Origin of the sequence: Teredinibacter haidensis (assembly GCF_014211975.1) — a bacterium.
GTDB lineage: Bacteria > Pseudomonadota > Gammaproteobacteria > Pseudomonadales > Cellvibrionaceae > Teredinibacter > Teredinibacter haidensis.
Window position 1 is genome coordinate 4777431 of sequence record NZ_CP060084.1, and the last position, 26354, is coordinate 4803784.

21 protein-coding genes and 1 tRNA gene are annotated in these 26354 nt (G+C 48.1%); 17 read left to right on the forward strand and 5 right to left on the reverse strand.

The window, feature by feature from the left end:
* The first annotated feature begins 408 nt into the window (after window positions 1–408).
* Window positions 409–3570 (forward strand): TonB-dependent receptor, encoded by a 3162-nt coding sequence (locus H5715_RS19425; RefSeq protein WP_075186550.1) that lies wholly within the window; start codon window positions 409–411, stop codon window positions 3568–3570.
* A gap of 67 nt (window positions 3571–3637) precedes the next feature.
* Window positions 3638–6268, forward strand: a complete 2631-nt coding sequence (locus H5715_RS19430; protein WP_075186551.1) for a cellulase family glycosylhydrolase — start codon at window positions 3638–3640, stop codon at window positions 6266–6268.
* A gap of 1100 nt (window positions 6269–7368) precedes the next feature.
* On the opposite strand, the gene H5715_RS19435 is transcribed toward H5715_RS19430, so the two are convergent.
* Window positions 7369–8160: a hypothetical protein gene (locus H5715_RS19435; protein WP_139309827.1), complete on the reverse strand. Its 792-nt coding sequence runs from the start codon at window positions 8158–8160 to the stop codon at window positions 7369–7371.
* Window positions 8161–8277: 117 nt separating this feature from the next.
* Window positions 8278–8595, reverse strand: coding sequence for a DUF2939 domain-containing protein (locus H5715_RS19440; protein ID WP_075186555.1), 318 nt, complete (start codon window positions 8593–8595; stop codon window positions 8278–8280).
* Between the two features lie 789 nt (window positions 8596–9384).
* Here H5715_RS19440 and hflK point away from each other — a divergent pair.
* From hflK to H5715_RS19475, 8 genes are all read left to right on the forward strand, one after another.
* Window positions 9385–10449 carry an FtsH protease activity modulator HflK gene (hflK, locus tag H5715_RS19445; protein ID WP_075186556.1) on the forward strand — a complete coding sequence of 355 codons (1065 nt, stop codon included), beginning with the start codon at window positions 9385–9387 and terminating at the stop codon, window positions 10447–10449.
* On the forward strand, window positions 10446–11426 hold the full coding sequence (gene hflC / locus H5715_RS19450; protein ID WP_075186557.1) for a protease modulator HflC: 981 nt from the start codon (window positions 10446–10448) through the stop codon (window positions 11424–11426). Before hflK ends, hflC begins: the two co-directional genes overlap by 4 nt.
* Window positions 11427–11457: 31 nt before the next feature.
* The gene (locus tag H5715_RS20460; RefSeq protein ID WP_281388174.1) at window positions 11458–11580 is read left to right on the forward strand and encodes a hypothetical protein; all 123 of its coding nucleotides are present in this window, start codon (window positions 11458–11460) and stop codon (window positions 11578–11580) included.
* 209 nt (window positions 11581–11789) lie between these two features.
* Window positions 11790–12974, forward strand: coding sequence for an N-acetyltransferase DgcN family protein (locus tag H5715_RS19455; RefSeq protein WP_139309828.1), 1185 nt, complete (start codon window positions 11790–11792; stop codon window positions 12972–12974).
* Entirely contained in the window at window positions 12974–14101 is a 1128-nt protein-coding gene (locus H5715_RS19460) for an alanine/ornithine racemase family PLP-dependent enzyme (protein WP_075186558.1), read from the forward strand. The genes H5715_RS19455 and H5715_RS19460 overlap by 1 nt, the downstream gene beginning before the upstream one ends.
* Before the next feature lie 34 nt (window positions 14102–14135).
* Window positions 14136–15029, forward strand: a complete 894-nt coding sequence (locus H5715_RS19465; protein ID WP_075186559.1) for a hypothetical protein — start codon at window positions 14136–14138, stop codon at window positions 15027–15029.
* 15 nt (window positions 15030–15044) lie between these two features.
* Window positions 15045–15908, forward strand: coding sequence for a transglutaminase family protein (locus H5715_RS19470; protein WP_075186560.1), 864 nt, complete (start codon window positions 15045–15047; stop codon window positions 15906–15908).
* 27 nt (window positions 15909–15935) lie between these two features.
* Window positions 15936–16718 carry a transglutaminase-like domain-containing protein gene (locus H5715_RS19475; protein ID WP_075186561.1) on the forward strand — a complete coding sequence of 261 codons (783 nt, stop codon included), beginning with the start codon at window positions 15936–15938 and terminating at the stop codon, window positions 16716–16718.
* A gap of 342 nt (window positions 16719–17060) precedes the next feature.
* Here the strand turns inward: H5715_RS19475 and H5715_RS19480 are convergent, their stop codons facing one another.
* The 3 genes from H5715_RS19480 to H5715_RS19490 form a co-directional block, all read right to left on the reverse strand.
* A complete protein-coding gene (locus tag H5715_RS19480; protein ID WP_139309829.1) occupies window positions 17061–17939 on the reverse strand; it encodes a hypothetical protein in 879 nt (292 codons plus the stop codon).
* 10 nt (window positions 17940–17949) lie between these two features.
* Window positions 17950–18474: a porin family protein gene (locus H5715_RS19485; RefSeq protein WP_075186563.1), complete on the reverse strand. Its 525-nt coding sequence runs from the start codon at window positions 18472–18474 to the stop codon at window positions 17950–17952.
* A 374-nt stretch (window positions 18475–18848) separates the two neighbouring features.
* Window positions 18849–18935, reverse strand: a tRNA-Leu gene (locus tag H5715_RS19490).
* 162 nt (window positions 18936–19097) lie between these two features.
* On the opposite strand from H5715_RS19490, the gene rnr reads away from it, so the two are divergent.
* The 7 genes from rnr (at window position 19098) to dnaB (ending at window position 26282) form a co-directional block, all read left to right on the forward strand.
* Window positions 19098–21671: a ribonuclease R gene (rnr, locus tag H5715_RS19495; protein ID WP_075186626.1), complete on the forward strand. Its 2574-nt coding sequence runs from the start codon at window positions 19098–19100 to the stop codon at window positions 21669–21671.
* A 15-nt stretch (window positions 21672–21686) separates the two neighbouring features.
* Window positions 21687–22424: a 23S rRNA (guanosine(2251)-2'-O)-methyltransferase RlmB gene (gene rlmB, locus H5715_RS19500; RefSeq protein WP_075186564.1), complete on the forward strand. Its 738-nt coding sequence runs from the start codon at window positions 21687–21689 to the stop codon at window positions 22422–22424.
* Window positions 22425–22664: 240 nt separating this feature from the next.
* On the forward strand, window positions 22665–23123 hold the full coding sequence (rpsF, locus tag H5715_RS19505) for a 30S ribosomal protein S6 (protein ID WP_075186565.1): 459 nt from the start codon (window positions 22665–22667) through the stop codon (window positions 23121–23123).
* 2 nt (window positions 23124–23125) lie between these two features.
* Window positions 23126–23353 (forward strand): 30S ribosomal protein S18, encoded by a 228-nt coding sequence (gene rpsR / locus H5715_RS19510; RefSeq protein WP_075186566.1) that lies wholly within the window; start codon window positions 23126–23128, stop codon window positions 23351–23353.
* A 25-nt stretch (window positions 23354–23378) separates the two neighbouring features.
* Window positions 23379–24254 (forward strand): YybS family protein, encoded by an 876-nt coding sequence (locus H5715_RS19515; protein WP_083608105.1) that lies wholly within the window; start codon window positions 23379–23381, stop codon window positions 24252–24254.
* Window positions 24255–24285: 31 nt separating this feature from the next.
* On the forward strand, window positions 24286–24735 hold the full coding sequence (rplI, locus tag H5715_RS19520; protein ID WP_075186567.1) for a 50S ribosomal protein L9: 450 nt from the start codon (window positions 24286–24288) through the stop codon (window positions 24733–24735).
* A gap of 134 nt (window positions 24736–24869) precedes the next feature.
* On the forward strand, window positions 24870–26282 hold the full coding sequence (gene dnaB / locus H5715_RS19525) for a replicative DNA helicase (protein WP_075186568.1): 1413 nt from the start codon (window positions 24870–24872) through the stop codon (window positions 26280–26282).
* The last annotated feature ends 72 nt before the right edge of the window (window positions 26283–26354 follow it).

Below are 26354 nucleotides of genomic sequence, written 5' to 3' on the forward strand. Positions count from 1 at the left end.
TTGAAAGCTGCTAAGCTTTTCTTTGGCTACAGAAAAGGCGCCGAGCCCCTCCGAAGCTACTAAAATGTCACCCAGAAAGCGAAATTTGATTCAACGCATTCAGTGCCATTAAAGGCTAGTAAACGACCGGTGTAATCGGTTACAATCGTGGCAACCTGTAGCCTAAGGGTGGCCTGTTTATAACAATAAACAATGTGTTTGTAAGGGGCCAGATGTGGACTAACCTGCATTGTAATCGGACGTTATGCGATACGAGCACGGCACCGAGTGGCCTGCTATATCTTATATATAGCGGGTTGATGTATCTCACGGAGAAGGCTGGCTATCAGATGTTTATCTAATCGATTTCAGATCTCAAAAAGTTTGGATCAGGCGATTTACAAAATAACAACATGAGGAAGCTCAACTATGACCAAACCCAGTGGTGTCATTTTTAGAAAGAAGGCGATAGCGCTTGCTGTAAGTTGCGCACTTTCCAGTGCGCAACTCTACGCGCAAGAAGATGCAGCAGACGATGCTGATTTCTTCCTAGAGGAAGAAGTTATCGTTACTGGTGTTCGCGCATCCCAGGCGAAAGCCATCGATCTTAAACGAGACAATGTAAACGTTGTCGATTCGATCGTTGCGGAAGATATAGGTAAGTTGCCAGATACAACTATTACTGATTCGCTTCAACGTGTAACCGGTGTGCAAATCACTCGAGAGGCCGGTGAGGGTACTTCTCTGAATATTCGTGGTATGCCTCAGGTGCTGACGATGTTGAACGGAGAGCAGTTCCTCAGCCCAATGTCCATTACGGGTGTTGGTGCCAATTATTCCGATGTGCCTGCCAATATGATTAGCGGCGTGGATGTGTATAAGTCACAATCCGCCAGCACACTGGCCGGGGGAATCTCCGGTGTTGTAGATCTTAAAACCCTGAATCCATCTGACCTTGAAGCCGGCTTTACCGGCCGTTTGCGCGTTGAAGGTGGTATGGGCTCACGCTCAATGGACGTCGCTCAAAGCGATGGCTCTACTGACACGCGCGACCCTGATTACAGCGTAGCCGCTATTGCGGGTTACGACAACGATGATAACTTTGCTGTTGTTGCCAGCCTGTATACCTCGGATTCATACGCTGCTAACTACTCAATGTATGAGCAAACCAATCTCGCATTTATCGATGAAGACACCCGCGTGCCTGGTGATCCGCTGGATCTTGATGGCGATGGCGACTTGCTCAACGATTGGTACCTGGTTCCCAGCCAATATGGAGCGTCCAGTAGTTTTGTTGATCGTGCTCGAGTTGGTGGGTCGGTAAGTGCGAAGTATTACTTTAACGAGAACTGGAGCGTTCGTGGCGACGTTTTCTATACCGAAATGGACAAGTATGACCGTGGTGTGAGAGCGGGCTTCAATGCCGCAGAAACGCCTGATGCTCAATCGGTTAATGGTGAAAATGCTTTGACCGCTACCGAGTTGTACGACACCTTGCAAGCCGGTTCAATTGTTGGTCCAGGGGCGCCTATCACCTATGTCGACAGTAACGGCGACACTCAAACACGCGAACTCCACACTCTACTGGTTGCCGATGTTTGGGCCGCAGATTTCCAAACGACCTCGTACAACCAGGTAGAAAAAACCGCGGCTATTAACAGTAATATTGAGCTAAATTACACCAATAACGACAATATTGAAGCTAGCGTACGTGCCATTCACGGCGAAGCCGAAAGGCAATACCGGAATGCAACCTTCCAACAGGGAACGCCCGCGTGGCTATGGGTTGACGAAGATGACATTGACGGTAAAGACCCTGTAGCTGGCTACCATGTAACCGTTGACTACCGGGGTGAGTACCCTGAGTTTATCTACAGCGACGACCTTTCCGATGCCAACTTGCTCAAGCAGTATCAGGGATTCGCCGATGGCGAGAATACGGAAGCAACCCTAAGTGCCCTACGCGGCGATATTAAGTTTAGCTTTGAACACGATATTATCGATTCTGTTGAAGGTGGTGTTCGCTACGGCGTTCGTACCGCTGACCACAACAGGTTCTTCTATGTAGCCCCCACTGGCCGTTACACCGACTGGGAAGATCCACGAGTACCAGCCGATAAGCGCTACCAACTGCTGCCTGGCAACCTGGCTTGGCAGCAATATCCCAATTGGTTGAAGTTTAATTTTGAGGAAACCAACTCCAGCCTCATCGACGTGGGCGGCTTGGAAGATAACGGCTTTTCTGCCGCCGATACCATGCCCTTCACCGACTTTGGCCCGATTAAAGGTTTTGAGGCTGGCGTAGCATCACTGGACCCCGCCGCGTGGGATAACCCCTACGAGTTTATGAATCGCTTGTATCCTGGTGCCCGCACGGTAAATGACCCTGGCTACACCTACAGTGTTGAAGAGGCTTCCGTCAGTGTTTACGGCCAACTGAATTTCGGTAACGAATCAGACGGTCTGTTCGGTATTCCTTACAGTGGTAACGTGGGTCTACAAGTGGTGCAAACTGACCGTAAAGTGGACAAGAGTGTGGTACCAACTGTTCTCGATTCCTTCAACTCTATCGGTTACGACGACTGGCAGAAAATTGCTTACGTCTACACCACTGAGCGTCACGAAAACAGTTCTCAGGAAATTCTACCTTCGTTTAACTTGAATCTGTTCCCTACAGACGATTTGGTTCTACGTTTTGGCGCAAGTAAAGCCATGACTCGAAACGATCTGCAGAACGTTGGTTCCAGTATGTCGGTATGGCTGTCGCGCTGTCCTAAAACCGATGCCAATGGTGACGCTGTAATGGTCTTGAACCCTACCACGGGTCAGGAAGTGCAGGATGATGTTGGTTGTGTTGGTGGTGGTGATGACCGTGGTCAGCCAGACATCGAGCCTTGGACTGCAACGGTATTCAACTCCTCTGCTGAATGGTACTTTGCTGAAAACGCCATTTTAGGTCTTGGCCTGTTTATGATTCAGGTAGACACCGCTGTTGAGGATTATCAGGAGCCACGTCACTTTGCCGATATGGACGGTATTGACCGCAACAACCTCGCCAATATCTGGACAACCCGCAATGTGGGCGCTTCCGATCTAATGGGTATTGAATTCGGATATAAGCAGCCGTTTTCTTTTATCCCCGTTGAATTCTTGAACTCTACCGGTGTTGAATTTAACTACACCTACTCTAAGAGTGAGTCCGGTGTTGAAGATATTGAAGGTGACGAATTCCCGCTGGTATCCAACTCAGCGCACCAATCCAACCTTATTCTTTGGTATGACCGCGCGGGCTTAAACCTCCGTTTAGCCTACAACTGGCGTAGCGAAGAGTACCTGGGTCGTGTTGGCGTAAATTCAAACGAAACGGTAATGAACTTAGGCAATTGGCTGGAACCCGCCGGCTATCTCGATTTCTCGGCTAGTTACGATGTAGTTAGTGATGTCGGTATTCTGGATAACCTGAATGTGTTCTTTAACGCTACTAACCTCACGGAAGAAAGCCGTAAGAGTTATGCGCAGTTTGAAGACCAGTATCATTCCTTATGGGTGCAGGAAACACGTTATACCGCTGGTGTGAACATTTCCTTCTAACTAATGCCTGGTAGCCTCTAGAGCCCTACAACTCCAGAGGCAAAAAACCGAATTTGTGGAGTTTTCTATGAAAAATAAATTTAAAATTTTAGCCCTGCTTTCTAGTGCAGTTATTCTGCAAAGCTGTGGCGGTGGTAGTATGCTCGGCACGTCAGACAGTGATGACTATAAACTCACTCCAGAGGTTGTTACCGAGGATCCAACAGCCGCACGTCCCTCCGAAAATGCCCCGGTAATAACAACCGATGGCACCAACATTGTTTTGGCCAATGGTGCTCCTATCTTGCTACGTGGCGCTAACCTGCCGTTTGGCAATAACCTTCTCGACAATATTGATGGGGTCGCAGCCATTGCGGCAACCGGCTCCAATGTGGTTCGTTTGCAGTTGCAGGCCGATACAAACCCTGCCAACCTGGAAGCCGCTATTATCCAGATTGCTGAACACGGCATGGTAGCCGAGTTGACGCTTTGGGATGAAACTTTGGCCTGTGACGATAATGAACAAGCCTTCAACGATGCTATAACTGATGTCTGGTTGGGTGAATGGCGGGATATTCTGGCGCAAGATCGTTATCAGCCGTTCATTATGATTAACCTCGCCAGCGGTTGGGGCCCTAAAGAAATCTTTAACGGCTACAGCAGCGGCTATAGAAGTTATATTGACAGCTACAAAACAGCTATTCGCCAAATGCGTAATGCGGGTTTTAATGTGCCTATCGTTGTCAGTGCTCCTGGTTGTGGCGCAGACTACTTTGCTTTTGTAAGTGGTCGTGCTCTGGAACTGATGGCAGCGGATGAGAAAGATAACCTCATTCTGTCTGTTCATGGTTACGGCAGCCAATGGAAAACTGGCGCTAAAGCTGCTGAAGCGATGGCTCTAATGACAGAGCAGGATATTCCTGTCGTTATGAGTGAGTTTGGTGGTTCTGGCGTGGGTGAATCACCTGTTCGCCACAAAGAACTGATGGCTACGGCCGCGGGTGACTACGCTGCCGACCTGTCTATTGATTGGCTTAGTGATGCCGACAAAGTGGGCGTTGCCATTCCCTTTGAGCAAGCCATTAGCGTTGCCAACTCAGACATTTTCTTCGATATCAAAGTAGATGATGCTTATATCGACGATGGCAGCATGGGTTTTCAGGTCTATCTGCGCGATGTTAATGACAGCTACGCAAACCTCGTCTGGAAAGGTGCATGGGCTTTTGAAAAAGGTGTTTGGAATACTTACAAGCATTCCGTTAAAAATGCTTCCTCTTTCGGTTGGGCTGACGAAGGCTTCGATATAGCAGCGGTAACTAAGATCGGTGTTGAAATTGTTGCTAACGGTAAGCCTGTTGACGTTGGTGGTGCCATCCAGATTGATAACCTGAAAGTTGTCGAAGGTTCTGGCGCAATCGAGATGTTTAGCCAAGACTACGAAGCTGATGTAGGCGGTTGGGTAACTGGTGGGAGCGAGACCGTAGTTAGTCATCAGGACGGAGCGGTTGCGATAGCTCGTGCACCTGGAAGCGGTGACGTGAATCTACAGCTCAATGGCATTGGCGATTCTGTCGATTTCAGTACAGAGATTGAGATTAGCGCACGCGTATTGATGCCCACAGCGTATGAAGGCTCTTGGCTCTACTTCAAGTTCTTCAATAATGAAGGTGACTGGGTAGAATCATCAGGCCTTGGTGGAGCCAACTTTACCTATGGTGAGTGGACTGATGTTTCGGTTAGAGCCACGTTCCCCGCCGGTAGTGATATGGTTGGTCTTGTGATAGGTAGCTTAGGTATTGCTGATGGTGTATCCATCACTGACTCTACAGATGCAATCCTGTTAGACGATCTGACCTTCAGTACAATTGCAACCAATGACTTTGAGTTGGGTGTGCAGTTTGACGGTAGTTTTGATGTCGATGCACAGGGTTTTGCTGGCTTTAGTTGGGGCGATTCATCCACGGTTACCGCGAATAACGGCAACTTGGAAATGTCTGTGAATGATGCTGGCAGTGCCCGTATTAACGTCCAGAAGTCCAACTGGGATAAAGAAGAGAATCTCGACCTTGCGTCCGAGCCTTTAACCATTAAAACGCGGATACAGGTTCCCGCGAGCTTTGCCGGTGTCAATTACATTTTCCAGGTCTTCCTTCAAGATAAAGACTGGTCCAACCACTTTACCGCTATTGAATTATCGCAAGATGATTTCGTTCCTGGCGAGTGGAAAGATATCAGTGTTGATGTCGAGTTTCCTGCGGAATTTGCCCGCGACGGAACACCTCAACATTTTGGTTTTGATATCGCTGCGGAAGAAGGCTCTAGCTTGGGTACTACCGACCCAGTGTTAATGGAGTACTTCACTATTGAAGGTATGGTTCCGGTTGAAAAAGAAGAAGTGGTTATCGATCAAATCGACTTCCACTATCTCAGCCACTTCGAGAACCTCACGGTTGATATTGCTGAAGGCGGACAGGTTGCCGAAGATCTTCAATTAACTATTCTCGGCTTCGAAGAGCGCAGTGCTCCATTTGGTTGGATGGCGTGGTCTTGGTTTGGTAATATCCAGGAAGAAATGGCTTGGGATATGACCACCGACGTTGCTGATCCAGAAGCGTTAACTGCTCGCGGTGAAGAGATTGTAAACGGTAAAGGCGGTATTGTAGAAACGACTCCTGTTGCTCCTGAAGAAGAAGCTACAGAAGAAGCCGCTGCTGAGTAATACAAGCTAACAAAAACCTAGCAAAGCCCCGGCAATGGCCGGGGTTTTTTTTGCCTGAATTTTAGTGACACCACCTGTTCCTCTTTCTAAAAGCTTTATGCTATAGCGTGCAAACCAAGCTCCGGGCCCATTTTTTAAAGGGCTTTTGTTGTTCCAGCGTTGTTTTTAGCTCAATACCGAGAGGCCGGTATCCATTAGAGTAAAATTTACGAAGGGCGTTGCGTCTTGTTTGTGGTGTGGATATTTAGCAATAACTTTGAATCATGGGAGTGCTACTGGTCTCGAGTCGAGCAATCGGTATGTTTTTGGGCCGGAGATATTTCGGCATACCCTGCGATCCGGTATAAATAGTATTGACACCTTAAATCCAGAGAAAAAGCATATGCAGATGATTGTGTAAGAGCTCTGCTGGTGATAACGATATTTTCGTTATGGTTTTTGCTTGCATAGAGCGATATTTTTCCAGTTTTAGAGGCTAGCTCTCTATAATTATCAAGTCCTTTTCAGTTTTATTCGCGGGTATTTCAAGCTCAAGCCATCGTTCAACGTCCTTGACTTCAATGTAGACAGGTTCGCCCCAGAAAATAATTTTGTTTTCTTCACCGCAGAACGAGGGTACGTCTAGGTAACGAAGGGGGCTGCCGTTAGCGTTATAAGCGTTGAGGAGCGTGTGTCCCACACGAAGGCGTAGTTGGGGGTATCGCTGCCCTTCGGATAGGTGACGGCAAGCCTTACGTCGTTTAGTGTTTCTCCCTGTATTACTCTGAAGGTTACTATCTCTGCGGGGTACTTGATCAGAATAGACCCGTTTATGGCGTCAACTGTTAGATATTACTCAGAATTTTTTTCTGGGGAAAGAAAGCTGGTGCTGAATCCGTTGAATGGGCTGTGCCATCTGGATGGCTTGTAATTCACTTCCACCGATTTATGAAAGGCTTTTAATTTGTTGTAGTTTATATTGGCAAACGTCGTGTTTCCTATTGCCGGTAAGGTAATCTTGAGAGGCTGCTTCACTTTGTTTTGGTAATCCATTGTTTGTAAAAATTCCTGTTTTAATTGGCTATGTATTTCCTCTTCGTCCACTATCTCAAGCTGGCGCTCTACACGCGGCTCTTCAAACCGCTCCTTTTTATAGGCGTTTTTAGTTCTCCAAAGCTCACCTCTGGCTTGCGTTTCGCTATAAATTTACTTTCGATTTCGGTTGTGTGCACCGAAAAATAAACGTCGGCCGATGTAGACATGCCAGATACAGATATTTGACGGCTGACTTCCCGGTACTCGCCTGTTAGCCCATCAATGGCCATTGTCTTTTTTTGCGTCTGACTAGAACTTCCGGTTTTTTTTAGTTGCTGATTCTTGCAGTTATGAATAAGAATCGTTGGCTCGAATTCTGTCATCCTGAAGGGGTAATAGTAGCTAATGGTAAGAGCGCCATTTGCCATTTCGGTAACTTTTACGCTGCTCTCTTTTGAGATATGTAGTTTGTCTGTAGTCGATGAAGGGATAGAAAAGCTAACAATTTTACTGGGTACGGATAGTGTGCAGATACCGGAAACATTAGCAACGCCAGTATCAATCGTAAGGGGAACAGCGTCGCTCCATCTGCCGTAATAATACTGGTTTACTATGTTAAACTTTTCTCGTTCGGCTTTAGTTTTATCCGAAAATTCGCCCAGTACGGCGTTACCATCAATGTCGCTGGCCGCTAGCCAGCGTACACGGGGGCGAATACTCGCAGAGTTTGGGAAGTAGTAGAAGTCGCCGACAATACTGGCTTCTTTTCCGAATTCGCCCTCAATAAAAAACAGCTGTGAAATCTGCTGCTTCAATAAGGTGGTGTCTGCAATTGCTATCGGCCGCGGAACGGGTATCTCTTCTAGTTCTTCCTGCACTATTTGTTCCTTCTTGCTATGCGGGGTTGTACGTGCAGGGTTGTTACCCATTAGATTTTTTAATTCGATGGCGGTGAGTTGCCAGCGAGCAGATCTAAACTCCATAAATAGTGTGAGTTATTCAAGTGAAATTCTGAAACGTGCCGGTCTGTCTAAAAATCCGTACCAAGATTGAATTTTACCGCGATTTATATCTGGCTCAACGCCGGTGGATACTTTGGTTCTTGGTGTTATTTCTCCAGATTTAATCAGATGTGCCAGTGTTTCCGGCTTAACAAGGTTTTCGATCATTGAAACCATCATGCTCGCCATGGGGTCGTTAGACTGTTCTTTGAGGGAGGCGTCGACCTGCCTTTTTAGTGAGGATTGCACGCTGGAAAAGTCGATATAGTTTCCCATGCCCTGTTCCGAGTCGTTTTTAATCGCGTTGAACATTCGCTACGTGACGTAGTAGGGGGAGGCGATATAGGTGGCAAGGAGAAAACCGGCAATGGCGATGATTATTTTACGGTTGAACAAGAGAGTGATCCGTATGGGCGGGGCGGTGGGCCATTGATCATACCGTTCACATATTGTTAGTACAATCGTCCGGCGCCGAGGGAAGGGGGGAGACTGTTCTTGCTTGCGAGTGTCGTCATCAAAAGGCTCTGGACGACACTTTGGTTAGCTGCAATGAGTAGGCAGGCTTTCTTTGTAGTCGGCGAATTAAACCCTACCGGTTTGAAGGTAGATAATATTTATACCTGCCCTCTATCGGTTGCGAGGGGTGGGATATAAAAGGAGAAAACCCGGATTTTTCAAAACAGACTCCTCATCTGTATGCCGCTAAAAATGAACTTCCGGATATTGATTTCTGTGCTGTTTTTTCCAATTTTTTTATTGTATCAAGCTCAGTGGCGAATTTGGATTGTTAACCATATTCACATTTTTCCTAGAAAAATTAGGGGGTATGTTAAACGGAGATTTTTCGAGATAGGCGCGTGGAACTACATATATATATGGACTAAATTTCATTAGTTAATAACTTGTGATGCTTACTCATTGTAACTAGTAGTTCAATAGAGTCTAATTAACCGTAGGATTATTATTGCGAGTAGGTCTTACGGATATGCCTCGGTGGTTCTACGGAAGGTCAATCTGTCCCTCTTGCCTTGTAAATTGGCAATCCAACCCAATATCGGATGGAACAGTCAATTTTGTCTGTTCCTACCAAAAGGCGATCAAATGCCGTCCCAAAATGATGATCCTGGCAGTCAATGGGGGTCAAGACCTCCCTCCCCCCCCGATATTGAGCAGGCCATTGACAGGCTGAAAAGTTTATTTCTTGGCGGCGGTTCGGGAAAAGATTCTGGCCGCAGCTTGGGTGGGCTGCTTACCGCTGCAATATTATTGCTCATAGTGGTAAGTGTATGGTCTGCTTATTACACGGTGCCCAGTGATTCAGTCGCAGTGGTGCAGCGGTTTGGTATGTATCTCAAAGAGGTGCCTCCGGGGCTGCATTTTAGACTACCTTTGGGTATTGATAATACGACTATCGTTCCCGTTAAGCGGCAATTAAAGCAAGAATTTGGTTTTGTTACGCCGGGTGCCCGCGACCCTGGCCAGGGCACGCGAGAAGGCGGGCGAGAAACCCAGATGGTGACTGGTGACCTTAACGCAGCATTAGTGGAATGGGTGGTTCAGTACCGTATATCCGACCCCGTTAAATTTTTGTTTGAAGTTCGTGAACCGGCTGAAACCCTGCGCTATGTATCGGAATCGGTAATGCGTGAAGTGGTTGGAGATAGAACCGTTGACGAAGTGATTACCATTGGTCGACAGGAGATCGAAATTGAAGCTCTGGTGAAAATGCAAGAATTATCCACCAAGTACGTAATGGGCATTAGCATCGATCAGGTGCAGTTAAAAAACATTAACCCACCTAGGCCTGTGCAGGAATCATTTAATGAAGTTAATCAGGCGCAACAATCGAAAGAAAAGCTTATTAATGAGGCCCGGCGGGAATATAACAAAGTAATCCCTTTAGCCGAGGGCGAAAAAGATCAGCGTATCCGTGAAGCGGATGGCTATCGCCTCAAACGTATCAATGAAGCTGAAGGCGATGCCCTGCGTTTTAATGCGCTGTTTACTGAATACCAAAAAGCACCGGAAGTGACTCGCCGTCGTATCTATATTGAAACCATGCAAGATGTGATGCCGAATATAGACTCTAAAGTTCTGATGGATAATGCCGGGGCTGGCCTGTTGCCCTTGCTTAGCCTTGATGGCAAAAAGGAGCGTCAACAATGAAAAATATAACATTGTTTGTAGTATTGTCTGTTGCCATTGCCGGAGTGTTTGTCTTAGGAAGTTCAATTTATACCGTTGATGAAGTTGAGCAAGTCATCATTACCCAATTTGGTAAGCCGGTAGGTGAGCCTGTCACTTCGGCAGGTCTGAAATTCAAAATTCCTTTTGTGCAAGAAGTTAATCCCATCGATAAGCGCGTGCTGGAATGGGATGGTGCTCCTTCGGACATGCCTACCAAAGATAAGCTTTATATTTCTGTCGATTTATTTGCCCGTTGGAGAATTGTTGACCCGCTACAATATTTTCTACGCCTGCGTGATGAGCGTAGTGCGCAATCAAGGCTGGATGATATCTTGGGCAGTGAGACTCGAAATGCCGTGGCCAAACACGAATTAATTGAAATTATTCGCACCACTAAAGATCGTGTACCTTTGCTTGACACTGCTCTTGGTGATGTTGTTTTGCCATCGACGGAGCAGGGCATTAATGTTGGTGAGCTAGTGCCCATTGAAAAAGGCCGCAAGTTGGTTGAACAGGAAATATTTTCGGCGGCGGCTGAGAAAGTGGGTGTGTTCGGCATTGAACTGTTGGATATTCGCTTTAAACGCATCAACTACAACGAAAGTGTACGGCCAAAAATTTATGACAGAATGATCAGCGAGCGCAGACAGATCGCCGAACGGTTTTTGTCTGAAGGTAATGGCGAAGCGGCGAGAATACGGGGTAATCGGGTACGTGACCTCAATAAAATCCAATCCGAAGCCTATCGCCAGGTAGAAGAAATACGTGGTCTGGCAGATGCCAAGGCAACAGAAATTTATGCCAGTGCTTACAATCAAAGCCCCCAGGCAGTTGAGTTCTACGAATTTACACGCACTATGGCTTCTTATCCCGCCATCATCGGCGAAAACACCACCATTGTTCTGTCCACAGACAGCGATCTTTTCAAGTTCCTTAAAGGTATGAATAAAAATTAGGGGATCCTACAGTCAGTAAGTGGAGAAAATTATGAGCAAAGAAAGAAAAAGCACTAAGGAAGCAAAAAAGAAACCATTGATGAATCAGAAGGAAAAGAAGGCTGCAAAAAAAGCAAAAAGTAATGACAGAATCAATTTAAAGGGATCACTTTAAATGTAGGTTTTAGCAGGCATCAAAAGCGGCAAGAAACTCTAAGTCATATCAGTTAGCTGATGAGTGTGTTAGTGTGCTACATCACTTCCAGCCAGCGGGATATCTTTCCTGCGGTATTTCTACTTAGCGGGACTCCTCGTTGACCTTCGGCTAATTCTGGTCGGCACGATCTTGTCGCCTCCTCTGAGTCTTTCACTCAAGGAACAATTATGCCTGCAAAACCTTGCAGTTTACCTGTCGTCAAACGACCGATTATTCTTAAAAATGACATGGCGGCGGGTTTGCCGTTGAAACCATTACACGTCAATCAGCGAACCGCCACCGCCATTGTATATTGTGAAGGAAATTTCGCTGCGATTGACGGCAAAACCGCCAACGGGCTTGTTCGTCATTCGGAGAGGTATAAAATCCTTTCTGTTATCGATAGCGAAAAATCCGGCCTTGATGCTGGTATGGTTCTTGATAATAAAACCAATGATATTCCTATTTGTCGTGATCTCGCTGATGCAGTAGCACTGGCGGGCGTTGTACCGGATTACTTTATTTTTGGCATGGCCCCGTCCAGCGGTATGTTATCTATTCACGAGCGCAGCTTGATACTTGAGGCGATGAGTCATGGTATGAATGTCGTGAACGGCTTACATGAATTTCTTAACGATGATCCGGTGTTTATAGCTGCGTGTGCAGAAAATAAGGTAAAAATACTAGATATACGAAAGCCACGCGCCAAAAAGAATTTGCGCATGTTTAGTGGTCGTATAGCCGAGGTGAGTTGCCCTCGTATTGCAGTGCTTGGCACTGACTGTGCCATTGGGAAACGCACAACAGCGACAGTCTTGACTCAAGCACTTAATGATCATGGTATAAAAGCCGTAATGATTGGAACAGGGCAGACAGGGTTAATTCAGGGTGCGCGCTATGGTGTTGCGCTAGATGCGATCCCATCTCAATTCTGTGCGGGTGAGTTAGAGGCAACCATTGTTGAAGCCTTTGAAAATGAAAAACCCGAAGTGATTATTATTGAAGGGCAAGGCGCTTTAAGCCATCCAGCCTTTTCTTCCTCGGCTTTTATTCTTCGTGGTAGCTGCGCGAATGGCGTGGTCTTGCAGCACGCGCCGGCGCGGGATCATCGTTGCGACTTTGCGCATATGTCAATACCTTCGCCTGCATCAGAAATTAATTTGATTGAAACTTTCGCCGACACCCAGGTTATTGGTTTGACCATTAACCACGAAAACATGGCAGATACCGATGTGAGCGCCGCTATTGTTCAGTACGAGCAGGAGCTGGGTATTCCGGTTACTGATGCCTTAACGCGCTCACCCAAATATCTAGTAGACATGGTTGTTGCTGCCTTCCCGAATCTTCAGGTGAATCTGCCGACGTCAGCCTAATGGCTGCGCCCAGGCTGGAAATAGATCTTGATAAAATTTACCACAACGCACGTGAATTGGTTATGCGATTCGCTGAACACGGTATTTCAGTCGCGGGGGTAACCAAGGCGGCTCTCGGCTCAGTCGAGATGGCGAATACGCTGTTGCGGGCGGGGGTGATTGCACTGGGTGATTCGCGTATTGAAAATATAAAAGCCATGCGTCTTGGTGGGAATGACGCATTGATAAAACAGGCGACGATAATACTGATTCGTTCGCCGATGCTCAGCCAGGTAGCGCAAGTTGTTATGTATGCAGATATGAGCTGCAATACTGAAATCGACGTGATAAAAAAACTTTCTGTTGAAGCCCGTAAGCAAGGGCTTACCCACCAAATATTATTAATGGTTGAGTTAGGCGACCTGCGCGAAGGCATTATGCCCGATGATTTAATAGACACAGTGCGTGAGGTGCTTAGCCTGCCGAATATTTTGCTCAAAGGTATCGGGACTAATCTCGCTTGCCGTAGCGGCATTTCTCCTGACGCTGGCAATATGGCTATGCTATCTGAGCTTGCAGAGCTTATTGAGACGACGTTTGATTTGACCTTGGACGTGGTGTCGGGTGGCAATTCGGCCAATATTCAATGGGCATTGAATGACACTGAGTCAGTCACAGGGCGAATTAATAATCTGCGTTTAGGTGAGGCAATATTACTGGGTTGCGAGCCACTTCAACGCCAACGGATTGATGGCTTGTACTCCAATGCTATTACGCTTGTTGCAGAAGTTATTGAATCAAAGCTCAAGCCATCACAGCCTACAGGAGATACTGCGCAGTCTGCCTTTGGCGAGACTAAAGCGGTTGCTGACCGTGGTATCGTGAGGCAAGCCATCTTGGCCATTGGCGTACAGGATATTGATCCCTCTGGACTGCAAGCCCCTGCGGGGATTGAGATTCTGGGTGCCAGTAGTGACCACCTTGTTGTTGAACCTGTTATCGGTGATCTGCTTGTTGGTGAAGAAGTGACATTCCAGCTCAATTACAGCGCACTGATTCGTGCAATGACCTCTCCCTTTGTCTCGAAGATTTTTACAAGCCGGCAAGAAGTCCCGTTAGATCCTAGCTATGTTCAGGTAAACACATAGATGGATGTTTTTTACAACAAGAAAGGGCTCAGGAATGACATTATCTTTAAAAAAATATTTGATCTCAATTGCAACGATAGCGACACTTTTTATATTAATCTCAGGCAACCTATGGGCACAAGGTGATGCTTATAAAGAACTACCCCAAAATGCCTATAAACAAACGTATGGAAGTGGCTGGGATTGCGAGAGAGGATTTAGAAAAATCAACAGTGGCTGTTCTGTCATAAAAGTACCGGAAAATGCGTATTTGGATTCATTTGGGTCAGATTGGAAATGCAGCCGAGGTTTTTTGAAGAGTAATGATGTCTGCAAAGCTGTGCGTGTGCCACTCAATGCTTATTTGCTTGACGCTAAATATGGTTTGGGTTGGAAGTGCGAGAGAGGTTATAAGCCAAACCAAAACAAATTTAGAGAAACTCAAATCCAATGCATTAAGGTAGATGTGCCTGAACATGCTGTTTTAAATGAGTCAAGCTACGGTTTAGGCTGGGATTGCGAGAAAGGCTATAAAAATGTCGGTAGCAGCTGCAAGGAAGTCGTCATTCCAGTCAATGCTTATGCAACGGGGGCGCCGGATGATAAGGGTTGGGAATGCTTGAGAGGCTATCAGGAAAATAATGGTGACTGTATTGCTCTGAATATCCCAGAGAATGCTTTCCTTGATCGCCGTGGGGAAAACTGGCAATGTGATCGTGGTTATCGAGAAACTAAAGATAGGTGTATCAAGATTGTCCTGCCGGAAAACGCATATATAAATGACGAAGGCAATGATTGGCGCTGTGTGAGGGGTTTTGAAAAGAAGGTTACGTTCTGTTCAGCCATTATTATTCCGGCCAATGCCCATATTGATTCGATGGGGGATGGTTGGTCTTGTAATGAACCTTATCGTGAACGCCGAGGATTATGTGAAACAGTCGGCGGTTAAGTTGGCGAATTTTAAATGAAACGCTACAAGATCCTACATGAGACCCATTATAACTTTTATGGGCCGGTGCAGTTGCAGCCGCATACTTTGCGATTACGACCAAGAGAAGGTCACGAGTTACGCATAGAAAGTTCGGCGTTAGATATTTCTCCGTTGGCAACACTGCGTTGGCATCGAGATGTGGAAGGGAGTTCGGTTGCTACAGCCACCTTTAATGGCAGCGCACAACACTTGATCATCAAAAGTGAAATCATTATCCAGCAAAGCGATCAGGCGCCGCACGACTTTCTCGTTGCTGATTACGCTGTCGATTATCCTTTCAGCTACAACAATGAAGAGAAGGTGCTGTTGTCACCGTACATGAACCCAGCTAATAGTCCAGAAACAAATGTGTTAACCGCTTGGGTTGATAGCATCTGGCAGGCTGGTGATAAAATTCAAACCTTTGCTTTGTTGCTTCGATTAAACCAACGCATTTACCAGTTTTTGACATACCGAAGACGTGAAGAAGAAGGTGTGCAAAGTGCAGAGCAAACCTTGTCTCTTGGCTCGGGTTCTTGCCGGGATGCCGCTTGTCTCTTTATGGCTGCTGCCCGGAGCTTGGGATTTGCGGCGCGATTTGTCAGTGGCTACAGTTATTGCGATGCCGCGACTATGCAATCTGGTCAGTCTGGTGCTACCCATGCCTGGGCAGAGGTGTTTATTCCCGGTGCGGGCTGGAAGGGCTTTGACCCAACCATTGGCAATATTGTCGGGGGCGAACATATTGCGGTAGCCGTAGCTAGATTACCTGAATCTGTACCACCTATTGCTGGGTCTTTTCATGGGCCGCCAGGAGCGGATATGGTTGTTAATGTTTGGGTGACGGCTTTAAATTAGGCCTTAGTTGAGCGGGGTTGCACCAGTATGTGGTTGCAGACAAGTTGTGACTTAAAGTTTTTTATCGATTCTCCTACGCCATTTATTTTAATGCTTCGGCCAAGGAGTGGTGCACAGCAATGGATTGCCAGTGAGGAGTATATGCTTTACCCCAGTGTGCCAGCTTTTGAATTTACCGATGACTATGGCAATCTTTGTCAGCGATTGGTTGCCCCGCAGGGTGATTTCTCCTTATCTACCTCTGCCCGAATTATGACCGCCGACAGTATCGATCAGAAACCCGGTGGCTCCTTTGTTGACATTCAGAGCTTGCCAGACCATGTGCTGAAATATTTGCTGCCCAGCCGTTATTGTGAGTCTGATCGTTTTGGGGACATTGCCTCAGACATAGCTGCAAATCAACAACCCGGTTATGATCAGGTAGCAGAAATTGAACGCTGGCTGCATACAACGATTCGTTATCAGCCAGGAAGTAGCTTTTCATCCTTGTCCGCTATTGAGGTCAATCAGCAGAAAGAAGGCGTGTGCAGAGACTTATCTCATTTGGGTATTGCTCTGTGCCGAAGCCTAAGTATCCCTGCCCGTATGGTGGTAGGTTATCTATATGGGCTTGAGCCGATGGAATTACATGCATGGTTCGAAGCCTATGTTGCCGATCGTTGGTATACGTTTGATGCTACCCAGGAATCAAAAAAAGGCGGTTATGTGGCTATTGGTTATGGTCGTGATGCTGCCGATGTGGCGGTTTACAATCAATTCGGGCCCGCCAGCTTTCCTATACAGCAAAACGTTTGTGTGCGGCTTGTTTAACCTTTGGGTCTAAATAATTGCGGCTATTCGTTTGGTTCGTTTTGTATGTTCCTTGGCTTTGGTTGGCCGGTTAATTGCTGGCTTGCTTTTTAGCCGGTGTTCAAGATGTCGTTTCGTTTGTAGTTGGTTTACTGGGCACATGATGTCTGAATTAGCTATCTACCTTGGTGCCTAGGGTTATATCAATCCTATTTAGTTTGGTGGTTTGTTTTAAGCCTCTGAGTATCACCCCAAAGGCTCGGGTTAACGGGTGTGTTTCCGCTTGGAGTGGTTGTCAGAGCGGCTGCGCGGGCCCTATTCATTTGACGGTGGCGAATGCCAATATCTGACTTCTTCTAGCCGTCAATCGGTTGTGAGAAAGGATACTGTTCGGACCTGGTTCGCGGATATAAAGCCACCGGTGAAATTTGAATCCAACCGGCCGACTATACGTTTTGCTAAGGTCAGTGATGTATTGCAGGTTCCGGTCAACTGCGCTTCCTGCAGCATTCCCGCCGGGATTTCAATTACGCCATCGTCACTGCCAATGTCGGTTGCATAATTACCGGTTTTGCCCCCTGCGCAACTGGTGTCAATGGAGGCCTCAATGGTGACGCCGGGTTCTGAAGGTTGCCACACAACCTGAATATTGTCGTCGGCTCGACTAAAGGTATCGATCGGCAGTGGTGCGCTAATTATAAAGCTCGAAGGCATTTGTACGTGCGAGTTTTTTGCATCGATAAAATCGCCTCTAAAAAGTGAAACAGTGTAAGTGGAGCCTTCCGCGGTATTGCTTAGGTCGCCGTTGTAGTGAATTTGCGTGGCGTGCAAAAAACTCCAAAAAAAGAAAAAGGGGTATATCGTAAAGCCGCGCTCTTCCCCCTCAAATAATTCCTGGGCTTTACTTAAGTTAACGAGGTCGGAAAATAAATCACCATCGAGTTCAATATCGTCGATGATATCTCCTGTTGTTATCCAAAGTTGGTTTCCATTATCCAGGCGTACATACTCGTCGCCACTACGGCCTTCTGCTGGAGGGCTCTCTTTTGTTAGTTGGACGCTAGCATAAGCTCTATCGCTGCCGTCGCTATATATGTCGATGGTGGCGTAAATTTCGCTGGTAGGAATATTGGTCGAAGACACGATTATATCGCCGTCATCGCCACTACAGGCGGATAACATTACGCCTAACGCTAGGGTCAAAGCGCTTTTGTTTTTAATGTTCTGCAGAAACTGTTTCATTTTAAGTCCTTTAATTAAAGCTAAAACGTAGGCCAACATCTATGGCGGCGACGTCACTCCCACTTATATCGTTGAAATAGGTCATGCTGCTTTGAAGGGCAATTCCATCGGTTAATTCTTTAACGACTCTGAGCTTTAAAAATGGGGCGGTGTCTTCGTTTTCGCCTACCTGAAAGCCACTTAAATTAGCTTTGGATTTTATCTGTGCTAGCCCAATAGTCGGCTCTAGATGAAATGTTTCGAACTTAAATATTTTGGCTATCTCTAAAAATGGGCCGCGAGATTCGATGCTCGCGTTCGGGTCGTCATTTTTTAGGTCAAATTCGCCGAGGTACATGTAACCGATCTGAAGTTGAATTGCATTCGTTTGGTAGCCTGCAGAAAGGCTTCCAAAGGATCCGTTTTCATAGTTTGAGTTTTGTGGTTGGCTAACACCAACTGATGCGCCAATTGAAAAGTCGGCGGAGAAAGAATTGCTTATCGCAAGCGAAGCGGTAAAAGCCAGAGCTTTGTACAGCTCTTTGTATCGTAACATTGTGTATTTCCTTATTTTTAGTTAGTTGTCGGTTACTTTGCCGATGGTAAATGGTTGTTAATGCTGGATCGAGTGTTGAAATGTAAAAATTTATTACGAATGTAACTGATTGTTTAAGGGAGCGGTTTGGGTCGGACGTTGTGGAGATAATTTGACAGCAGAGTTTGGGGGGTTACAGTAACAGACTACGAATTGGTTGAGAGGGGAAGAGTGAAAATGAAGAGAGCCGGTTTTTTCGCTGTATGGCCCCCAGGGCGATGCGCAGGATGTACAAGTATCGCGAGAGATCTGGGTGCTGGGAGCGATTAAGAGGTGGTTTTCTTATCAGCGGGAAATAAAAAAGCCAGCCTCATAAGAGGCTGGCTTTTTAAATATGGTGCCCAGGAGAAGACTTGAACTTCCACGGCCCAAAGGCCACTAGCACCTGAAGCTAGCGTGTCTACCAATTTCACCACCTGGGCATCGCTGCCCAGCGGTAACCGCCAAGCAGGGCGCGCACTATAAAGTCGTTGGCGAAAGTTGTCAATCTGTCTGGGGCAATTTTACCTTTCGTGGCTTATGTAGCACCCAAGGATTTGCTATATTGCAACTTATAACCCTTCCTTCCCTTCATGGATTCTCCCTTGACCCAAAAAAAACGCTCTCCTCACCAAGACCCTCACGCTAAGCGTGAAGCGGCAAAATATGACAACCCCATTCCCAGTCGTGAATTTATCCTGGATCTACTGGACAAAGCGCCGGGGCCGATGAGGCACCGTGCCTTGTGCAAGGCTATGGCAATGGACAGTGATGACCAAATTGAGGCTCTGCGTCGCCGTTTAATTGCGATGGAGCGAGATGGGCAGGTGATGTCGAATCGCAAAGGCGCCTATGGTCGCGTAGATAAGATGGCGCTGGTGCGTGGTCGGGTGCAGGGGCATCGGGATGGCTTCGGTTTCGTGATCCCTGCCGATGGCTCGCAGGATATCTATCTCAGCAACCGCGAGATGCGCAAGGTATTTGATGGTGACGAGGTACTGGCTCGGCCCGGTCCCGAGGGCTACAAAGGTCGTGTGGAAGGCGCCATCGTTGAAGTGCTGGCACGAAACACCCAGCAGATTGTTGGCCGCTTTGCGGCTAACGAGCATGGCATTAGCTATGTGAGGCCAGACAACCCTCGTATTGGGCGAGACGTTCTGGTGCCGCCGGATAAAACTGCGGGTGCCCTGCCGGGGCAAATTGTCACGGTCAATATTGTTGCGCAGCCGGACCGTCACCAGATGGCTACAGGCCATATCGCTGAGGTATTGGGGGACCATCTGGCCCCAGGAATGGAAATTGATGTTGCCATTCGCTCCCACGGTATTCCCCATGTGTGGCCTGCAGACGTTGAGCAGCAGGTGCAGGATTACACGGCAGAGGTGGCCGAGGCCGATAAAGTTAACCGTATTGATTTGCGTAAGCTGCCCTTTGTCACTATAGATGGTGAGGATGCCCGAGACTTTGATGACGCGGTTTACTGCGAAACCAAACGTTCCGGCGGCTGGCGGCTATATGTGGCAATTGCCGATGTTTCTCACTATGTGCAGCCTGGTTCGGCTCTGGATCGAGAGGCACAGCAGCGTGGTAATTCGGTCTATTTCCCCGATTTTGTCGTTCCTATGTTGCCGGAGGTACTTTCAAATGGGTTGTGTTCGCTAAACCCAAAAATTGACCGCTTGTGCATGGTCTGTGAGATGACGATCAGCGCCAGTGGGCGCATCAGCGGCTATCAGTTTTACGAAGCGGTTATGCACTCCCATGCGCGACTGACCTATACGCAGGTGGGGCAGGTGTTGGAAGATCAGGGCAGTCCGAAAAGTGGTGCTCGTAAGCAGTATCACGAGCTTTTACCTCAGCTAGATGAGCTCTACGCGCTTTACAATGTGCTGCGTAAAGCCCGCGAAGAACGGGGCGCTATCGATTTCGAAACCACAGAGACTCGTATTCTGTTTGACAGTGAGCGAAAGATTCAGCGTATCGTACCCACTGAGCGCAATGATGCACACAAAGTGATCGAAGAGTGCATGCTCGCCGCCAACGTGTGTACCGCTCGATTTTTAGAAGCGCTGGAGGTTCCAAGCCTCTATCGTGTACATGAATCCCCCAAGGCAGAAAAAATCGAGCGTGTATACGCTTATCTGGCAGAGCTGGGGTTGAGTATGCCCTGGTCGGAAAAGGTGACACCACAGGATTATCAAACGGTAATGGAGGTCATAGAGGGACGGCCAGATCAGCACGTTATCCAAACCGTATTGTTGCGCAGCATGAATCAAGCGGTGTACCAGCCACAAAATAACGGCCATTTTGGTTTGGCTTACGCGGCTTATACGCATTTTACTTCGCCCATTCGTCGGTATCCTGATCTGTTGATTCACCGCGCAATTCGCAAGGTTATTCGTTCGCAGCAGGAAACCTCCCGGGTTAAACGGCACCCTGGAGCCCAAGCTCTAAGTGCAAAGGATATTTACCCCTACACCATCGCCGATATGGCAGTGTTTGGTGAACAATGCTCCCTAACAGAGCGCCGCGCTGACGATGCGACGCGCGACGTAGTGAGTTGGTTAAAGTGCGAATTTTTAAAGGACCGGGTAGGCGAAATATTCGAAGGCGTGGTGAGTGCAGTTACGGCCTTTGGTTTGTTTGTCGAGCTAAAGGACATCTTTATTGAAGGGTTGGTGCATATTACTGGTCTGCCTCAGGATTACTACCAGTTCGATGCAACCCATCATCGGCTCGTCGGTGAACGCACGCGCAAGGCCTTCCGGTTGGGGGATGAGTTAAAAGTGCAGGTGGTGCGCGTGGATCTGGATGAGCGCAAAATCGATTTCGAATTAAACGAAGCCAAGCCGCGAGTAAAGAAAAAGACCAAAGTCTCGTCTGAAGCCAAAAATCTTGCTGGTGAATACGAGCAGGAGCTGATGCGTAAAGCCGGTGGGAGAGTGCCACGAAAACGGTCTAAAGTTAATGTGGATGCGGGTAAAGCCAAGGCAGGTGAAGTCAAAACAAGCAAAGCTAAAGTAGATGGGGCCGTCAAAGCGGCGCCGGGCACAACCGAACCAAAAGCCAAAAAAAGGAAGAAAAGCTCTGGGAAAAAGCACGCAAAGCGAGTGGACTCCTCATCGAAAAAAGCTCCCAAGGGAGCACAGGTAAAACACAAAAAAACCACGAAAAAATAAGACAGATACCACTCTATGAAAACCGAAACCATATTCGGCATACACGCCGTACAATCGTTGTTGACGAGCGCACCTCAGCGCATTTGTGAGCTGTTGGTCGTAAAGGATCGCCAAGATCAGCGCGTTAAAAAGTTGCTGGCTGCCGCACAAAATTACCAGATCAAACCCCGCTTTGTGGATAAGCGTGAGCTGGATGACTTGTGTAATGGCAGTCACCAGGGGGTAGTCGCGTTGGCGCAGCCGGGTAAGCAATACGATGAAAAAGATCTGCTGGATTTGATCGACAATACCGAAACGGATCCTTTAATACTGGTATTAGACGGCGTAACCGACCCTCACAATCTCGGTGCCTGTATGCGCTCGGCCGATGCGGCGGGTGTGCATGCGGTGGTTGTTCCCAAGGATAATTCTGCCAGTCTGAATGAGGCGGCTAGAAAAGTGGCTAGTGGTGCGGCCGAAACCGTGCCGTTGGTAGTTGTCACTAACCTTGCTCGCGCCTTGAAAAACATGCAGGAGAAGGGGCTCTGGGTGGCGGGTGCGGCAGGTGAAGCCAAAGCCGATATCTACCACACTAACCTTACAGGTCCGCGTGTGATTGTGATGGGGGCCGAAGGCGAGGGTATGCGCCGGTTGACGAAAGAAATCTGTGATGATCTTGTAAAAATACCGATGGCAGGTAGTGTCTCAAGTTTAAATGTATCTGTGGCGACAGGGGTAGTTTTGTTTGAGGTCGTGAGACAAAGAAGCGCGTAGTGCTTCTTTGGGAGTGCTGCGCTGGCGGAAACTCGGTGGAGTGGTGCTTCTCAGTAGGTCGCAAAGCGAGTACTCCGGCACCCGTTCCCCCTGCGCCCCGCCAATTCGCTTGCAAATTGGCCTTGCCCCTCGTACAATCCGCCGCCCTAAACCCGCTTCGCGGCCGCTTTTGAAGCGCTGCAGGCGATACTCCTTGTTTCACTGCTCGCGCAGGAAGCTACTAACCCGTAAGGAGCGATAATGCGTCATTACGAAATTGTGTTCCTGGTCCACCCTGACCAGAGCGAACAGGTGCCCGGTATGATCGAGCGCTACACTGCAACCGTTAAAGATAGCGGTGGCAGCGTACATCGTCTCGAAGACTGGGGTCGCCGTCAGCTGGCCTACTCCATCAACAAAATTCACAAAGCGCACTACGTTTTGATGAACGTTGAATGCACCGATGAGGCCCTTGAAGAGCTTACTACCAACTTCCGTTACAACGACGCTGTTTTGCGCAATATGGTTATTCGTTGCGACGAAGCTGTGACTGAAGAGTCTCCTATCCAGAAAATTGAGAAAGAAAACCGCGAGCGCAAAAACCGCGCTGAGCGTCGTGCTGCTGAAGCCGCTGCTACTGTAGAAGCTGAAGCCGAAACAACTGAAGAAGCTCCTGCAGAAGACGATTCTTCCAAAGAAGCTACTGGTGAGGAGGAATAATCATGGCTCGTTTTTTCCGTCGTCGTAAATTTTGTCGTTTCACTGCCGAAGGCGTGAAGCAGATCGACTATAAAGACCTGGATACGTTAAAAGCTTACGTTTCCGAAACTGGCAAGATAGTACCTAGCCGGATTACCGGAACCAAGGCCAAGTATCAGCGTCAGCTGGCTACCGCTGTTAAGCGTGCCCGCTTCCTGGCCTTGTTGCCATACACTGATTCACACGAGTAATTGAACAAACAATAGGGTTTCAGCCATGATGCGCACGCTTGCTGAGTTTGTTATACGCGGGCGCTTCCAGGCGATAGTAGTAGCCCTGGTGGGGAGCATTATTCCCCTATTAGCACTCTTAACGCCATCAGCCATTGGCTTGGTAACGTTGAGAAAAGGTTGGCAGGAAGGCACCTTTGTGACCGTTTGGGTCATTATCGCTATTGCAGTTGTATTTGCGATAGAAGGCGTTGGTTCCTTTGCGGTATATCTTAGCGTTGGCGCTATTTTTGTTGCCTGCTGCGTAGCCAATGTGCTGCGTTATACCGTGTCTTGGTCCGCCGCTTTGGCTGCCATTGTGGCGCTGAGTATGCTGGTTTCACTGTTGGCTTCGGCCACCGTTGATAGCCCTTCAGAAGGGTTAATCTCCGCATATCAGACCTTGTTGGATGCTCAGCCACAGGAAACACGCGAACAGTTGAAAGCGATTGTAAGCGAGTTATCCGCGCAGATCGTGATTGGTGCAATGGCATTTTCAATTGCCGTGTATGCACTGATGGGCATTTTACTTGCCCGCTGGTGGCAGGCCATGCTTTATAACCCTGGTGGGTTGAAGCAGGAAATGCATCAGCTACGATTGACTGTTGCACTGGCGGTAGCCTGTTTGTTGGGCTTTGCCTACTGCGAATGGAAGGGGGAAGATTACTTCTATTGGCAGATGCTGGTGATTATGCCGTTACTGGTCGCCGGGTTGTGCTTATGTCATTGGCTGGTAGCCAAGTTGAAGTGGGGAGCGGGGCCGTTGGTCGCACTCTATATCGCCTTGGTGTTGTTTCCGCCGTTTGTGCTTCTGGTGGTTGTGTTTGGCTTCACCGATGTTTGGATCGATTACAGAAAGAGAATTAATTTAATGCAGCGATAGTGTTGCTGCATAAACATTAGAGGAAAGCGAGATGGAAGTTATTCTGCTCGAAAAAGTAGGTAAGTTAGGTACCGTTGGCGACAAGGTTAGTGTGAAAGCCGGTTACGGCCGTAACTTCTTGGTGCCGCAAGGCAAGGCTATTACCGCCACCGGGAAAAACATAGCTGAATTCGAAGCGCGACGCGCAGAGTTGGAAGCTGCAGCTGCAGACCGCAAAACATCTGCTGAAGGCCGCGCTAAGCTACTGACTGAAAAAGGTGAGTTCAGCATCGTTGCGAAAGCGGGTGATGAAGGTAAGCTGTTCGGTTCCATTGGCGTGCGCGATATCGCTGATACAATCACGGCAAGTGGCGTTGCGGTTTCCAAGGCCGAAGTGAAGCTGCCTCAGGGTACTCTGCGCGAAGTGGGTGAGTACGACGTTGATATTCAGCTGTATGTTGACGTTACTCATACCGTTAAGTTAGTTGTCACTGCCGAGTAATAGCGCACTCGGGCTCTCGTTCTGGAGTCCTGATCGGTAACAAGATAAAGTAATAGGCGTAGTTCGAGGCTGGAAGCATCCGGTGCTTGGCTACGCCTTTTTGCGTTTACGTCATTTTACGGTTTTTGTTGTCAATGTCTGAACTTGAATCTCAATTGCTCTCTGAGCCAGAGGGCTCTGCCGCGACTCTCTCCGCTAACCTGCAGGAGGGCGCTCAGCTGCCCCATTCCCTAGAAGCAGAGCAATCGGTGCTGGGTGGCTTGATGCAGGACGCCACCAACTTTGACGGCGTGGGTGAGAGCCTGCAGGAAACGGATTTTTACAAGTCGAGCCACCGCAAGATTTATCATGCGATGGTACAGCTGACGGAAAAAGATCAGCCCATCGATGTGATTACCCTATCTGAATTTTTGACTCAAAACGATGAGTTGGAAATGTGCGGTGGTTTTGAGTATCTCACCGACCTGGCAACCAATGTTCCCAGTAGTGCTAACGTGGTGGCCTACGCGCGTATTGTGCGAGAGCGGTCCACTCTGCGGCAGCTGATTTCTGCAGCAACTGAAATCAGTCGTGCCAGTTATAACCCGGCCGGTTTGGAATCCGATGATCTGCTGCAGCTGGCCGAGCGCAAGGTGATGCAGATCGCCGAAGAGCGCCCGAAAGAGGGTGGCTTTGAAGATGTTAATGCGCTGCTGAAAAAAACAGCGATTAAAATCGATGAATTGTTTAATTCTGATTCTGATATCACTGGACTATCCACGGGTTTGGACGAGTTGAACGAGCGCACCTCCGGCTGGCAAAATGGCGAACTGATTATTCTTGCGGCTCGCCCTTCCATGGGGAAAACGGCGCTGGCCCTCAATTTTGTGGAAGCGGCCATGTTTACCCAGGAAAAACCGGTGCTGGTGTTCAGCTTGGAAATGCCCGCCGACGCCTTGATTATGCGGATGCTCTCCTCAGTGGGGCGTATCGATCAGGGTGCTTTGCGCAACGGTAAGCTCAGTGATGAAGATCTCCCCAAGCTGGAGGCAGCTTTTCGCAAGTTAAAAGACAAAAAGCTGTTTATCGATGATACCTCTGGCCTGTCGCCGGCGGAAGTGCGTGCGCGTACTCGCCGCGTCGTCCGAGAGCATGGTGATCCCGGTCTGATTATGATCGACTACCTGCAGTTGATGCAGATCGGAGGTTTCACTGAAGGGCGGACCCAGGAAATCTCGGAGATTTCACGCTCCATGAAGGCGCTGGCGAAGGAATACAGCTGCCCTGTTATCGCTCTTTCGCAGCTAAATCGAGGTGTAGAGCAGCGGCCCAACAAGCGCCCCATGAACTCGGATTTGCGTGAATCCGGAGCCATCGAGCAGGACGCCGACGTTATTCTGTTTATCTACCGCGATGAGTATTACAACGAGGAAAGTAACGATAAGGGGGTGGCCGAGCTGATCGTGGGTAAGCAGCGTAATGGTGAGGTCGGCACCAGTCGGGCAGCCTTTGTCGGCAAATATACGCGCTTCGACAACCTTGCTGCGGGGTATTATTCGCAGCAATAACAATTTCAGGTGGGGTTTTGCTTCGCGCGACTGGGCCTGCGACTATTTAAAGGCCGTCAAGCTTGTCGCTGT